Source organism: Burkholderia sp. MSMB617WGS, assembly GCF_001532025.2.
Classification (GTDB): domain Bacteria; phylum Pseudomonadota; class Gammaproteobacteria; order Burkholderiales; family Burkholderiaceae; genus Burkholderia; species Burkholderia savannae.
Genome location: NZ_CP013457.1, coordinates 2,419,148 through 2,432,883 on the forward strand (window position 1 = coordinate 2,419,148; position 13,736 = coordinate 2,432,883).

Below are 13,736 nucleotides of genomic sequence, written 5' to 3' on the forward strand. Positions count from 1 at the left end.
CGCGAAGGAACCGCCGCGCCCGCGGCATTCAGAGGACGGTGCGGCGGCCGTCCCGATGCGGGCGATGCGAACGCACGCGCACCGGAACCGGCGCGCAGCGCTTTTGCGCGTCGATCGCGCGCAGCAACTCGCGCGACGCCGCGATCCCGATCGCGCCGAAGAGCGCGAGCGCGCCGAAACCCATCAGCAGAGGCGTATTCATCGATTTCTCCCCGATCCGTCGATTGCGTTAAGCGAATACATGAGAAGACAGTAGCAAACCCGGCGCGGCGTGAACGTAAGAAAGTGTTGCGACAGCGTCAAAATGCGTCAATTCCGCCGCGCGGCCTCAGGTCTGCACGGTGAAGCGCTCGAGCGCCGCTTCGTCGGCCTCGAGGATCGACGGCAGCTCGTCGCGCAGAAAATCGACCCACGTGCGGATCTTCGCGTCGAGATACTGGCGCGACGCATAGAGCGCGTAGATGTTCATCGCGTGCGACCGGTATTCGGGCATCACGCGCACGAAGTCGCCGTTGCGCAGGCCGGCGATCGCCGAATAGAGCGGCAGCACGCCGATGCCCATGCCCTCGCGGATGCCGGCCGCGAGCGCCTCGGCGACGTTCACGCGAAACGGCGGCGGCGCGAGCGTCACGCTCTCCTCGCCGTGCGGGCCCACCAGCTTCCATTCGTCCCAGTACAGGCCCGGCGCGACCATCCCGAGGCAAATGTGATTCGCGAGATCGTGCGGGCGCTGCGGCGCGCCGTGCTGCTCGATGTAGCCGCGCGACGCGCAGACGACGCTGAACGTCTCGCCGAGCCGCTGCGACACGAGCCCCGAATCGGGCAGCTCGCGCCCGACGACGAGCGACACGTCGAACCCTTCGTCGAGCAGGTCTGGCAGCCGCTGCGCGAGCGTCAGGTCGACCTGGACTTCCGGGTAGCGCTGCCGGTAGCGCGACACCGCGGGCACCGTGTAATGCTGGCCGAGGCTCGTCATGCAGTGCACCTTCAGCTTGCCGGACGGGCGCGCGTGCGCGTCGCTCGCCTCCGCCTCCGCCTGCTCGACGTACGCGAGGATCTGCTCGCAGCGCTGCAGATAGCGCTCGCCTGCCTCGGTGAGCGCGATGCGGCGCGTCGTGCGGTTCAGCAGACGCGTGCGCAGGTGCGCCTCGAGATCGGACACCGCTCGCGACGCGTACGCGGTCGTCGAATTGAGCTGCTGCGCCGCCGCCGTAAAGCTGCCCGCATCGACCACGCGGACGAACACACGCATGTTTTGGAGCGTATCCATGCTAATTCCCTATTGAATCCGGGAGGATTGTTGCATAAATATTCAACAATATTATCTCAATGTCCGTAAGAATGCGTTGCACCATTGTCGGTTTATTTGGCAATCCGCAAAAAAATATAATCGCATCCGACTCATCTTTATCCGAAAGGGAGAAAATCGTGCAGTCTCCGGCAACAAGAGGGACGCTTGCACTCGCGGTTCTTGCAATCTCATTAATAATGGCCGGATGTGCAAGCATGGGCGATGTTGCACCGCAAGCAAAGCAGATCGACCCGGCCTCGCTCGATGCGGGCGCGGCGATCGCGGCAGCCGACCGCGACGCCGGCTGGCCCGCGTCAGACTGGTGGCGCGCGTATCGCGATCCGCAGCTCGACGCGTGGATCGCCGCGTCGCTCGCCGGCAATCCGTCGCTCGCGGCCGCGCAGGCGCGCGTGCGCGAAGCGCAGTCGCTCGCTCGCATCGCGCACGCCGAGGAGCTCCCGCAGTTGAACGGCAGCCTCTCGCTGATGCGCCAGCACTGGCCGGACAACGTCTACTACGGCCCCGGCCCGCTCGCCAACGCCGACACCTGGAACAACACGGGCGCGCTGAGCCTGTCGTACCACCTCGACCTGTGGGGCAAGGACAAGAACAACGCCCGGCGCGCGCTCGATACGGCGCGCGCCAGCGCGGCCGACGCGCGCGCGGCGCAGCTCGAGCTCGAAGCGAACGTCGTGCGCGCGTACGTCGATTTCGCGAAGGATTACGCGCTCCTCGACATCGCGCACGCGACCTACGACCGCCAGAACGAGCTCGCCGAACTCGCGCGCAAGCGCCTTCGCGCGGGCATCGGCACGCAGCTCGAAGTGAGCCAGGCCGAGGCGCCGCTGCCCGATTATGCGCGGCAGATCGATTCGTACGAGGAAGCGATCCAGCTCGGCCGCCATCAGCTCGCCGCGCTCGCGGGCAAGGGGCCGGGCGCGGGCGCGCCGCTCGCGCGGCCGAAGCTCGCGCTCGACGCCGACGCGAGCCTGCCGTCCGCGCTGCCCGCCGAGCTGATCGGCCGGCGGCCGGACGTCGTCGCCGCACGCTGGACGGTCGACGCGCAGGCGCGCGGCATCGACGTCGCGAAGGCCGCGTTCTATCCGAACGTCGACCTGATCGCGTCGCTCGGCGGCTTCGCGGTCAGCGCGCCGTTCGCGACGTTCCTGCGCGCGATGAACGGCGGCTGGTCGGCGGGCCCCGCGCTCACGCTGCCGATCTTCGAAGGCGGCCGGCTGCGCGCGCAACTGGGCGTCGCATCGGCCGGCTACGACGAGGCCGTCGAGCGCTACAACCAGACGATCGTCGGCGCGCTGAAGGACATCGCGGACAACGTCGTGCGGCTGCATTCGCTCGACTCGCAACAGAAGGACGCCGCGCGCGCGGTTGCGCTCACGCGCCGCTCGTACGATCTGTCGCATACCGGCTTCAGCCGCGGGCTCACCGACTACGTGAACGTGCTGCTCGCGCAGAGCCAGTTGCTGACCGCGCAGGAGAACCAGGCGCGCGTCGAAGCCGCGCGGCTCGCCGCGCACGCGTCGCTGATGATCGCGCTCGGCGGCGGGCTCGAAACCGCGGGCGACGCGCCGCATGACGCGCCGGCGGGCGATGCGCGGCGGGCGAGCGCGCCGAACCCGCCCGCCGCTTCGGCCGACGCATCCGCTTCGACCAAGTCCGGCGCGCCGGCCGCGGCCGACGCCCCGGCGGGCTCCGGCGCTTCGGCTTCGGCTTCGGCTTCGGCTTCGTCTTCGTCTTCGTCTTCGTCTTCGTCTTCGGCTTCGGCTTCGTCGGCCGGCGGCCGCGCTGCCGCCGCCTCTCGCGCATCGGCCACAGCCGCCGCCGCAACGGCGAGCGGCCTCACCGCCGCCGTCGCCGGCGCGTCGGCGCCGACGTCCGCCGCGACGAGCGCGTCGGCGACCGCCGCCCCCGCCGCGCGCTAACCCACGCAAGGAGCCGATCATGTCAGCCGCCCCTCCCGCTTCCGCCCCGCCGCCGCGATCGGCCGGCGCCGCGCTCGTCGCGTCGATGAGCGACTGGGCGCGCACCGACGGCGCCGCGTGGCTCTATCTCGCGAAGGCGCTCGCCGCCGCGTTTCTCGCGCTCGGCGTATCGATGGTGCTCGACCTGCCCGCGCCGAAGACCGCGATGACGACCGTCTTCATCGTGATGCAACCGCAAAGCGGCGCGGTGTTCGCGAAGAGCTTCTACCGGCTCATCGGCACCTTCGTCGGCCTGAGCGCGACGCTCGCGCTCGTCGGCCTGTTCCCGCAGCAGCCGGTGCTGTTCCTGCTCGCGGTCGCGCTGTGGGTTGCCGTGTGCACGGCGGGCGCCGCGCGCAACCGCAATTTCCGCAGCTACGGCTTCCTGCTCGCCGGCTACACGGCCGCGCTGATCGGCCTGCCCGCGTCGCAGAACCCCGGCGGCGCGTTCATGACCGCGATGACGCGGGTGTCCGAGATATCGGTCGGCATCCTGTCCGCGGGCATCGTGAGCGCGCTGATCTTCCCGCAGTACACGGGCGAGCAGATGCGCACGACGGTGCGCCGGCGCTTCGGCGCGTTCGTCGACTACGTCGCGTCCGCGCTCGCCGGCACGCTCGACCGCTCGAAGATCGAGAGCGTCCACACGCGCTTCGTCGCGGACGTGGTCGGCTTCGAGGCCGCGCGCAGCATGGCCGTGTTCGAGAATCCGGACACGCGGATGCGCAGCGGCCGGCTGTCGCGCCTGAACAGCGAGTTCATGACCGCGTCGAGCCGCTTCCACGCGCTGCATCAGCTGATGAACCGGCTGCACGCGACGAGCGCGCAGGCAGTCGACGCGCTCGAGCCGTACTTCCGCGAGATCGCGCCGCTCCTGTCGAAGGACGGCGAGTACGTGCGCACCTCAGCCGACGCCGCGTACGCCGCCGAGCAGTTGCTCGCGTATCGCGACGCGCTGCCGCGCCGCATCCGCGCGACGCGCGCCGAGCACGAGACGCAGCCCGGCTTCCCGCTCCTCGACTTCGACACCGCGTCCGAGCTGCTGTACCGCTTCATCACCGATCTGCACGCGTACGCGGCCACCTACGCGTCGCTCGCCGCGAGCACGCACGAGCGCGAGCGCTGGATCGAGCGCTACGAGCCGCGCACCAACGCGACGGCCGCGCTGATCGCGGGCATCCGCACGGCGAGCGTGATGCTGCTGCTGAGCGTGTTCTGGATCTACAGCGCGTGGCCGAGCGGCGTGATGCTCGTGCTGAACGCGGCGGCCGTGTGCGCGCTCGCGTCGTCGTCGCCGCAGCCGACCAAGATGGCCGCGCAGATGGCGCTCGGCACCGCGTTCGCGGTCGTCACGGGTTTCGTGCTGATGTTCGGCGTCTATCCGCACATCGACGGCTTCGTGCTGCTGTGCGCGGCGCTCGCGCCGTTTCTCGCGCCCGGCGTGTTCATGTCGCTCAAGCCGAAGTACGCGGGCTGCGGCGCGGGCTACCTGATTTTCTTCTGCACGCTCGCCGGCCCCGAGAACGTCACGCACTACGATCCCGCCGGCTTCATGAACGACGCGCTCGCGCTGCTGCTGTCGATGATCGTGTCGGCGATCGCGTTCGCGGTGCTGTTCCCGCCGAGCGCGCCGTGGCTCAAGAAGCGCCTGTTCGCCGATCTGCGCCATCAGGCGGTCGCCGCATGCCACGCGCGTCTGCCGGGGTTGCGCACGCGCTTCGAGAGCGGCGCGCGCGACCTGATGTTCCAGGCGCACGGATTGTCGGCCGATCAGCCCGACGCGCAGCGCGACGCGTTGCGCTGGATGTTCGCGGTGCTCGAGACCGGCAACGCGGTGATCGACCTGCGCCACGAGATCGCGACGCTGCCGCGCGATCCGCGTTACGCGGCGACGATGCCGTGGCGGCGCGCGATCGAGGCGGCGCGCGACGCGCTCGCCGCGCTGTTCGGCAAGCCGGCGCCCGCGCGCTTCGACGCGGCGCTCGCCGCCGCCGTCGACGCGATCGCGGCGACCCAGCAGGCGCTCGTCACGTTCGCGCCGCCGCGCGAGGAACGCCACCAGATGCAGCGAATCCTGTCGCACCTGCATTTCGTGCGCACCGCGCTGCTCGATCCCGAATCGCCGCTCGCCGCGCTCAACGGCGCGCGCGTGCCGCCCGACCGACAAGGAGTTTCACCATGATGCCGCGCGACCTCGCGATCCTCGACGCCTACGTGCCGACCGTCGTGCTGATGTTCGTCATCGGCGCGTTCGCGACCTGGCTGATCGACCGCCTGCTCGCGTACACGGGCCTCTATCGCGTCGTCTGGCACCCGTCGCTGTTCCGGGCGAGCCTGCTCGTCTGCATTTGCGGCGGGCTCAGCCTCGCCGTCTACCGTTGATATGAGTCGAACCATGCTCTTGCGAAAACTCTTCGGCTTCGTCGCGACAGCCGCCATCCTGATCGTCGCGATCCTGATCGGGCGCACCCTGTGGGTCCATTACATGGACGAGCCCTGGACCCGCGACGGCCGCGTGCGCGCGGAGATCGTCAACGTCGCGCCGGACGTGTCGGGCGCGGTCGTCGAGCTGCCGGTGCGCGACAACCAGCTCGTGAAGAAGGGCGACCTGATCATGCAGATCGATCCGTCGCACTATCAGATCGCGGTGGAGCAGGCGCAGGCGGCCGTCGCCGCCCGCCGCGCCGAGCTGCAGATGCGCCGCGCCGACGCCGCGCGCCGCGCGGACCTCGACGCGCTCGTCGTGTCGAAGGAAAGCCGCGAGAACTCGGCGCAGACCGCGTCGAGCGCCGAGGCGCAATACCAGCAGGCGCTCGCCGCGCTCGACGCCGCGAAGCTCGATCTCGAGCGCACGCGCGTCGTCGCGCCCGTCGACGGCTACGTCACGAACCTGAGCGTGTTCAGGGGCGACTACGCGAGCGCCGGCCAGGCGAAGCTCGCGATCGTCGACAGCCATTCGTTCTGGGTGTACGGCTACTTCGAGGAAACGAAGCTGCCGCGCGTGAAGATCGGCGCGAAGGCGCAGATGCGGCTGATGAGCGGCGGCGTGCTGAAGGGCCACGTCGAGAGCATCTCGCGCGGCATCTACGACCGCGACAATCCGCAAAGCCGTGATCTCGTCGCCGACGTGAACCCGACGTTCAACTGGGTGCGGCTCGCGCAGCGCGTGCCGGTGCGCATCCATATCGACGAGGTGCCGAAGGATCTCGTGCTGTCGGCGGGCACGACGTGCACGGTGATCGTCGAGCCGGACGACGGCGGCAAGCGTAAGTCGTAAGTCGTGAGTCGTGAGTCGTGAGCCGGCAAGTAGCCAGCCGTCAACCGTAAGCCGGAGCAAGCCACGCGCAAGCGCGCGCGAAACGGCGCGCCCGCCGAAACGCGCGCCGCTCAACCCACCGCGTGCGCGGGCAAATGAAAGCGCCCGACCATCGCCTTGAGCATCTGCGCCTGCTCGTCGAGCGAGCGCGCGGCCGCGGCCGCCTCCTCGACGAGCGCCGCGTTCTGCTGCGTGCCCGCATCCATCTGCGTGACCGCGCGCTCGATCGCGTCGATGCCGGAACTCTGCTCGTTCGAAGCGGCCGAGATCTCGCCCATGATGTCGGTCACGCGCTTCACCGCGCGCACGACTTCGTCCATCGTGCGCCCGGCGTCCTGCGCGAGCACCGCGCCGTTCGCGACCCGCTCGACCGACGCGCCGATCAGCGCCTTGATCTCTTTCGCGGCCGTCGCCGAGCGCTGCGCAAGCGAGCGCACTTCGCTCGCGACGACCGAGAATCCGCGCCCTTCCTCGCCCGCGCGCGCCGCCTCGACGGCCGCGTTCAGCGCGAGAATGTTGGTCTGGAACGCGATGCTCTCGATCACGCCGATGATGTCGCGGATGCTCTTCGCGCTCTCGTCGATTTCGTTCATCGTCACGACCACTCGGCCGACGACCGTGCCGCCCTCCTCGGCGACCGACGAAGCGTTCGCCGCAAGCGCGCTCGCCTGCCGCGCGTTCTCCGCGTTCTGGTGGACGGTCGACGTCAGTTGCCCCACGCTCGTCGCGGTGCGTTCGAGCGCGACCGCCTGCTGCTCGGTGCGCTGAGACAGATCGAGATTGCCCATCGCGATCTCGCCCGCCGCCGACGCGATCGCCTCGGCGCTCGCCGAAATCTCGCGCACGGTGCCGGCCAAGCCCTCCTGCATGTCGCGCAGCGCGTGCAGCATGCTGTCGCGATCGCGCGTGTCGAGCCGGATCGCGTTCGACAAATCGCCGCGCGAGATGCTGACCGCGATCTCCTTCGCATACGCGGGCTCGCCGCCCAGCTGCGCGCCGAGCCTGCGCACGACCCACGCGGCGATCGCGAACGCGAGCACGACGAGCGCGGCCGTCATCGCGGCGAGCATCGCGAACGACTCGCGATAGATCGCGCCCGACGCGTCGAGGGTCGCCTTCGACGCGTCGCCGCGCGCGTCGACGAGCGCGTCGACGAGCTTCTCGAGCTTGCCCGTCTCGACGAGCAGCGATACGTCCTGCGAGCCGACCTGCCAGCTCATCTGCGACAGGTCGAGCGGCTGCTCGCGCACGAGCTTCACGAAGTCGCGCAGATGCCCGCTCCACGCGGCGACGGCCGTGCCGAACGCCTTGAGCCGCGCGGCGGCGTCGGCCGCGCCGTCCGCGTGCCGCTGCAGCGTCGCGAGATCGTTGCCGATCGCGGCGAGCCCCTTGTCGATGTCCGCGCCGAGCTCGTCGCGCTCCTTCGCGGTCGTCGCGGTGATCAGCATCTTCTGCGCACGGCTCGCGCGCAGCACCGACGCGCGCACTTCCTCGGCCGCGCGACTCGCGACGTGCCCCTGCTCGTACACCGACTTGATCGAGCTGTTGAGCCGGCTGATCTGCGCGAGCGAGAACAGGCCGACGGCGAGCGTGCCCGCGAGCAGCACGGCGAACGCCGCGCGCAGCGTCGCCTTCACCGACCACGCGCGGCGCGCGCGACGCGGCCTGCCGGGCCCGGGCGCGCGCCTCGGGCTCCCGGCCGGGCCGTCGGGCAGGAATTGCTTGCCGTGCAGCGATACTCCTTTCATTGATGGGTCCCCGTTCTGATGCTGCAGCCGAAAAGGCGGTTTCGGCATGACCGTCGGCGCTCGCGCGGTACGTCTCGCCGGAATCTACGGCAGGCGCTTTTTTTTCTTGAGTGGGGTGAAACCCGCCGTTTCACGCACGACGCACGGCGGGCGGCGGCGCAAACGCTAAACACGCGCAGACGCGCAAAATCACGCAACAGTAGGCGTCAGAATTGTCCGATTCGCGACAAAAGTTGGCCGGACATTGCCGACTCGCCACTTTAGACTTCGTTGACGCATCAAAGAAAAACAGTGTCGTGCCCTTTCAAGCACGCAGCGCCCCTTCCGAGACACTCGCATTCCTATGGAAACCAGCCTCGACAACCGCCCGTCCGTTGCCCGCCCCGCCGCGCCGCCCGCACCGACCACCGCCTCGCGCACCATCTATCCGGTGCTCGGCGCGATCAGCTTCTCGCATCTGCTCAACGACATGATCCAGTCGCTGATCCTCGCGATCTATCCGATGCTGAAGTCGGAATTCGCGCTGTCGTTCGCGCAGATCGGCCTCATCACGCTCACTTACCAGATCACCGCGTCGCTCCTGCAGCCGGTGATCGGCCTCTATACCGACAGGCGTCCGCAGCCGTACTCGCTGCCCGTCGGCATGGGCTTCACGCTCACGGGCCTGCTGCTGATGTCGTTCGCGCCGACGTTCCCGCTCCTGCTCGTCGCGGCGGCGCTTGTCGGCTGCGGCTCGTCGGTGTTTCACCCCGAATCGTCGCGTGTCGCGCGCATGGCGTCGGGCGGCCAGCACGGGCTCGCGCAGTCGCTGTTCCAGGTCGGCGGCAACGCCGGCTCGTCGCTCGGGCCGCTCCTCGCCGCGCTGATCGTGATCCCGCACGGCCAGCGCAGCATCGCATGGTTCTCCGTCGCGGCGCTCGTCGCGATTCTGGTGCTCGTGCAGATCGGCCGCTGGTATCAGCGCCATCCGGCCGCGAAGAAGAAGGCCGCGCGCATCGCGCATCCGACGCTGTCGCGCCGGCAGGTCATGCTCGCGCTCGGCGTGCTCGTGCTGCTCGTGTTCTCGAAGTACTTCTATCTCGCGAGCATCAACAGCTATTTCACGTTCTATCTGATCGACAAGTTCCATCTGTCGGTGCAGGCCGCGCAGATCCATCTGTTCGTGTTCCTCGCGGCCGTCGCGGCGGGCACGATCGTCGGCGGGCCGATCGGCGACCGGATCGGGCGCAAGTACGTGATCTGGACGTCGATCCTCGGCGTCGCGCCGTTCACGCTGCTGCTGCCGTACGCGAATCTCTTCTGGACGACGGTGCTCACCATCGTGATCGGCGTCGTGCTCGCGTCGGCGTTCGCGGCGATCATCGTCTACGGGCAGGAGCTGATTCCGGGCAAGGTCGGCACGGTCGCGGGCCTCTTCTTCGGCCTGTCGTTCGGCCTCGGCGGCGTCGGCGCGGCGGTGCTCGGCCAGCTCGCCGACGCGACGAGCATCGCGTTCGTCTACAAGGTTTGCTCGTTCCTGCCGCTCATCGGCGTGCTGACGGTGTTCCTGCCGAATCTCGAAAGCAAGGGGAAGCTCGGGAAGCAGGCGGCCTGACGGATCGGCCCGACTAGGGAAATCGCCCGCGACGGAGGCGATCGGCGGGCGGTTGCGAAGGTGCGCGCGGAGCGACGGCCGCCAAGTTGGCGGCGCGCGGTCGTCTGAGTCGTCTGAGTCGTCTGAGTCGTCTGAGTCGGTCGGCGGCGAATCGGCGTCGAATCCACGTCGATTCGCGCACACCTCTGGGCTCGGCTCGGCTCGGCTCGGCTCGGCTCGGCTCGGCTCGGCTCGGCTCGGCTCGGCTCGGCGGATGATGTGCGATTCACGCGCCAATTCAACCGAGCGTTGCGAAACCTGCGTTGCGGCAGCGGCGGCCGACGGCGATCGAGTCGGATCGAGTCGGATCGAGTCGGGTCGGGTCGGGTCGGGTCGAGTCGAAACGACCGCCGCGCGGCGCCCCAGACGCGACGAAAAAGCGCCGCCGCGAGCGGCCCGACATCGCCCTACCCCCGCTGCTCGCGCGGGTAGACCGAGCCGCCGCCGCGCGGCGAGCAGCGGCGAGCAGCGCCAAGTAGCGGCGCGCCGCCTTCGCCTTCGAATCAGGCCGCCTTCGCGTGCGCGGCGAGAAACCGCTTCAGAATGCCCGACGAATACGTGCCGGCGATATCGGTCAGGAACGTCGTGAACGACGCGCTCGCGTGATCGTCGGCGGTGTCGGAAATCGTCCGGACGATCGCGCACGGCACGCCGTACTCGTGGCATACCTGCGCGAGGGCCGCGCCTTCCATCTCCACGGCCAGGGCGTCCGGCAGCGCGTCGCGCAACGCGGTCACTTCGCGCTCGCTCGACACGAAGCGGTCGCCGCTGACGATGAGCCCCTCGCGCACGCGCGCGCCGCGCAGCCGGAAGCGCGCGTTCAGCGCTCCGCCCTCGTCCTCGACGAAGCGCGCGCACGCGGCCTTCAACTGCGACGCGAGCGCGGCGTCCGCGGAAAAGCGCGTGCGCCCGAGCAGCGGCACCTCGAAGCGCGGAAAGAGCGGCGACGCGTCGAGATCGTGCTGCAACAGCGCATCCGCGACGACGACGTCGCCGACGCTCACGTCGCTCGCGACGCCGCCCGCGACGCCCGTGAACACGACCGCGCGCACGTCGAAGCGATGAATGAGCGCGCTCGCCGTCGCGGCGGCCGCGACCTTGCCGATCCGCGCGAGCGTGACGACGCATCGCACGCCGTACGCGACGCCGGCGTGGTAATCGCGCTGGCCGAGCGTGACCGTGTCGACAGGCCCCTCGTCGCGCATCGCGGCGACGAGGTCGCCCAGCTCCTCGGGCAGCGCGGCGAGAATGCCGAGCGGCCGGCTCGAAAACGTCTGCAGATTCATTCGACCGCCTGCAGTTTCGCGACCGCGAGCGCGAGCCACTTCTCGCCGTGCCGCTTGAATTTGACTTGCGCCTTCGCGTCGGTGCCGCTGCCTTCGAGCGCCGTCACGGTGCCTTCGCCGAATTTCGTGTGGAACACCTGCTGACCGATCCGCAAGCCGTTCTCGGCCTCGCGCTGCTGGTTCGCGAACGCGGGCAGCGGCGCGGACACCGCCGCGTCGACGACGCTCTCTCGCGCGCCCCCGCCCGGCCGCCCGAACCAGTCGCGCCCCCAGCCGGCGTTGTCCGATCGGCCGCCCCAGCGGGCGCCCGCCTCGACCTTCGGCGTAAGCCACTTGAGCACGTGCTGCGGCAGCTCGTCGAAGAAGCGCGAGCGGATGTTGTAGCGGGTCTGGCCGTGCAGCATCCGGCTCTGCGCGAACGACAGGTAGAGGCGCTCCTTCGCGCGCGTGATCGCGACGTACATCAGCCGGCGCTCTTCCTCGAGGCCGTCGGATTCGATCGCGCTGTTTTCGTGCGGGAAAAGCCCCTCTTCGAGCCCGGTGATGAACACCGCGGTGAACTCGAGCCCCTTCGCCGCGTGAACCGTCATCAGTTGCACCGCGTCCTGGCCCGCCTGCGCCTGATTGTCGCCCGCCTCGAGCGACGCGTGCGACAGAAAGCCCGCGAGCGGCGTCATCGCATCGGGGTTCTGCGCGGGATCGGCGAGATTCGCGGGCGCGAGCACCGCGTCGGACGGAACGGCGTCGCCCGCGGCGAGCTCGGGCGCCGCGCTCGCGCGGGCGTGCAGCGGAATCGAGCGGGCGGGCGTGTCGAGCCCGTAGCCTTCCTCGGAGACGAACGCGGTGGCCGCGTTCACCAGTTCCTGCAAGTTCTCGAGGCGATCCTGCCCTTCGCGCTCGCCTTGATAGAAATCGGCGAGGCCGCTCGCGCGAACGACGTACTCGACCGTCTCGGGCAGGCTCATCTGCGCCGTTTCGGCGCGCATCTTCGCGATCAGGTTCGCGAACGCGGAAAGGCTCGAGCCCGCCTTGCCCGCCACGTACGGGATCGCGGCCGCCATCGCGCAGTCGTACAGGCGCGCGGCGTCGGCGAGCTGCTCGATCGAGCGCGCGCCGATCCCGCGCGTCGGAAAATTGACGACGCGCGCGAACGCGGTGTCGTCGTTCGGATTGTCGATGAGCCGCAGATACGCGAGCGCGTGCTTCACTTCCTGGCGCTCGAAGAAGCGCAGGCCGCCGTACACGCGATACGGGATGCCCGCCGTCATCAGCGTGTGCTCGATCGAGCGCGACTGCGCGTTGCTCCGGTACAGCACCGCGACCTCGCTGCGCGCGAGCCCCGAGTTCACGAGCGAGCGGATCTCCTCGACGATCCACGCCGCTTCCTGCGCGTCGGTGGCCGCTTCGTAGACGCGCACCGGCTCGCCGTGGCCCGCGTCGGTGCGCAGGTTCTTGCCGAGCCGGTGCGCGTTGTTCGCGATCAGATGGTTCGCCGCGTCGAGGATGTTGCCGTGCGACCGGTAGTTCTGCTCGAGCTTGATCAGGTTGCGCACGCGGAACTCGTGCTCGAAGTCGCGCATGTTGCCGACGTTCGCGCCGCGGAACGCGTAGATCGACTGGTCGTCGTCGCCGACCGCGAAGATCGCGTTGTGGCCGCCCGCGAGGAGCTTGAGCCACGCGTACTGCAGCTTGTTCGTGTCCTGGAACTCGTCGACGAGGATGTGCTTGAAGCGCGCCTGATAATGCGCGCGCAACGGCGGGTTGTGCGCGAGCAGCTCGTAGCAGCGCAAGAGCAGCTCGGGGAAATCGACGACGCCCTCGCGCTGGCACTGCTGCTCGTACGCCTGATACAGCTCGACGAACTTGCGGTTGAAGTGGTCGGTCGCGTCGACCTTGTCCGGGCGCAGCCCCTGCTCCTTCGCGTTGTTGATGAAGTACTGGACGTTCTTCGGCGGATACTTCTCGTCGTCGACGTTCGCCGCCTTCATCAGCCGCTTGATCGCGGACAACTGGTCGGCGGTATCAAGGATCTGGAAAGTCTGCGGCAGACCGGCGTCGCGCCAGTGCGTGCGCAGCATCCGGTTGCAAAGGCCGTGGAACGTGCCGATCCACATGCCGCGCGTGTCGATCGGCATCATCGCGGACAGGCGCGCCATCATCTCGCGCGCGGCCTTGTTCGTGAACGTGACGGCGAGCACGGTGGGCGGCGACGCATAGCCCTGCTGGATCAGCCACGCGATCCGCGTGATGAGCACGCGGGTCTTGCCGCTGCCCGCCCCGGCGAGGATCAGCGCCGGCTCGTTGGGCAGCGTAACGGCGGCGAGTTGTTCGGGGTTCAGGTTCGCGAGCAGATCGGGCATGGAGAAAAAGCGGTCGAGCGGGTGGACGCGGGCCCGACATTATAAATCGCGCGCGGCCCGCGCCGCCCGGCGGATGCGCATCCATTTATAATTGATGGTTTCCGCATCAATCACCCCATCTTT

General features: G+C 69.1%; 10 protein-coding genes. 5 read left to right on the forward strand and 5 right to left on the reverse strand.

Annotation, left to right across the window (positions count from 1 at the left end; genetic code table 11):
- Positions 1-28 precede the first annotated feature (28 nt).
- A complete protein-coding gene (locus tag WT60_RS34430) occupies positions 29-202 on the reverse strand; it encodes a hypothetical protein (protein WP_038751273.1) in 174 nt (57 codons plus the stop codon).
- A gap of 126 nt (positions 203-328) precedes the next feature.
- The gene (locus WT60_RS11885) at positions 329-1,270 is read right to left on the reverse strand and encodes a LysR family transcriptional regulator (RefSeq protein WP_038751275.1); all 942 of its coding nucleotides are present in this window, start codon (positions 1,268-1,270) and stop codon (positions 329-331) included.
- Between the two features lie 218 nt (positions 1,271-1,488).
- Between WT60_RS11885 and WT60_RS11895 the strand changes: the two genes are divergently transcribed.
- From WT60_RS11895 to WT60_RS11910, 4 genes are read left to right on the forward strand one after another with little or no spacing between them, the layout of a single operon-like run.
- A complete protein-coding gene (locus WT60_RS11895; RefSeq protein ID WP_060355982.1) occupies positions 1,489-3,231 on the forward strand; it encodes an efflux transporter outer membrane subunit in 1,743 nt (580 codons plus the stop codon).
- A 19-nt stretch (positions 3,232-3,250) separates the two neighbouring features.
- Positions 3,251-5,452: an FUSC family protein gene (locus WT60_RS11900; protein ID WP_038751279.1), complete on the forward strand. Its 2,202-nt coding sequence runs from the start codon at positions 3,251-3,253 to the stop codon at positions 5,450-5,452.
- The gene (locus tag WT60_RS11905) at positions 5,449-5,652 is read left to right on the forward strand and encodes a DUF1656 domain-containing protein (RefSeq protein ID WP_004191885.1); all 204 of its coding nucleotides are present in this window, start codon (positions 5,449-5,451) and stop codon (positions 5,650-5,652) included. Before WT60_RS11900 ends, WT60_RS11905 begins: the two co-directional genes overlap by 4 nt.
- A 13-nt stretch (positions 5,653-5,665) precedes the next feature.
- Positions 5,666-6,547, forward strand: a complete 882-nt coding sequence (locus tag WT60_RS11910; RefSeq protein ID WP_060355981.1) for an HlyD family secretion protein — start codon at positions 5,666-5,668, stop codon at positions 6,545-6,547.
- Positions 6,548-6,657: 110 nt separating this feature from the next.
- Here the strand turns inward: WT60_RS11910 and WT60_RS11915 are convergent, their stop codons facing one another.
- Positions 6,658-8,334 (reverse strand): methyl-accepting chemotaxis protein, encoded by a 1,677-nt coding sequence (locus WT60_RS11915; protein WP_060355980.1) that lies wholly within the window; start codon positions 8,332-8,334, stop codon positions 6,658-6,660.
- 343 nt (positions 8,335-8,677) lie between these two features.
- Between WT60_RS11915 and WT60_RS11920 the strand changes: the two genes are divergently transcribed.
- A complete protein-coding gene (locus tag WT60_RS11920; protein WP_060355979.1) occupies positions 8,678-9,928 on the forward strand; it encodes an MFS transporter in 1,251 nt (416 codons plus the stop codon).
- Between the two features lie 542 nt (positions 9,929-10,470).
- Here WT60_RS11920 and WT60_RS11925 read toward each other — a convergent pair.
- A complete protein-coding gene (locus tag WT60_RS11925; protein ID WP_059583097.1) occupies positions 10,471-11,253 on the reverse strand; it encodes a 5'-methylthioadenosine/adenosylhomocysteine nucleosidase in 783 nt (260 codons plus the stop codon).
- Positions 11,250-13,613: a UvrD-helicase domain-containing protein gene (locus tag WT60_RS11930; protein ID WP_060355978.1), complete on the reverse strand. Its 2,364-nt coding sequence runs from the start codon at positions 13,611-13,613 to the stop codon at positions 11,250-11,252. Before WT60_RS11930 ends, WT60_RS11925 begins: the two co-directional genes overlap by 4 nt.
- Positions 13,614-13,736 lie beyond the last annotated feature (123 nt).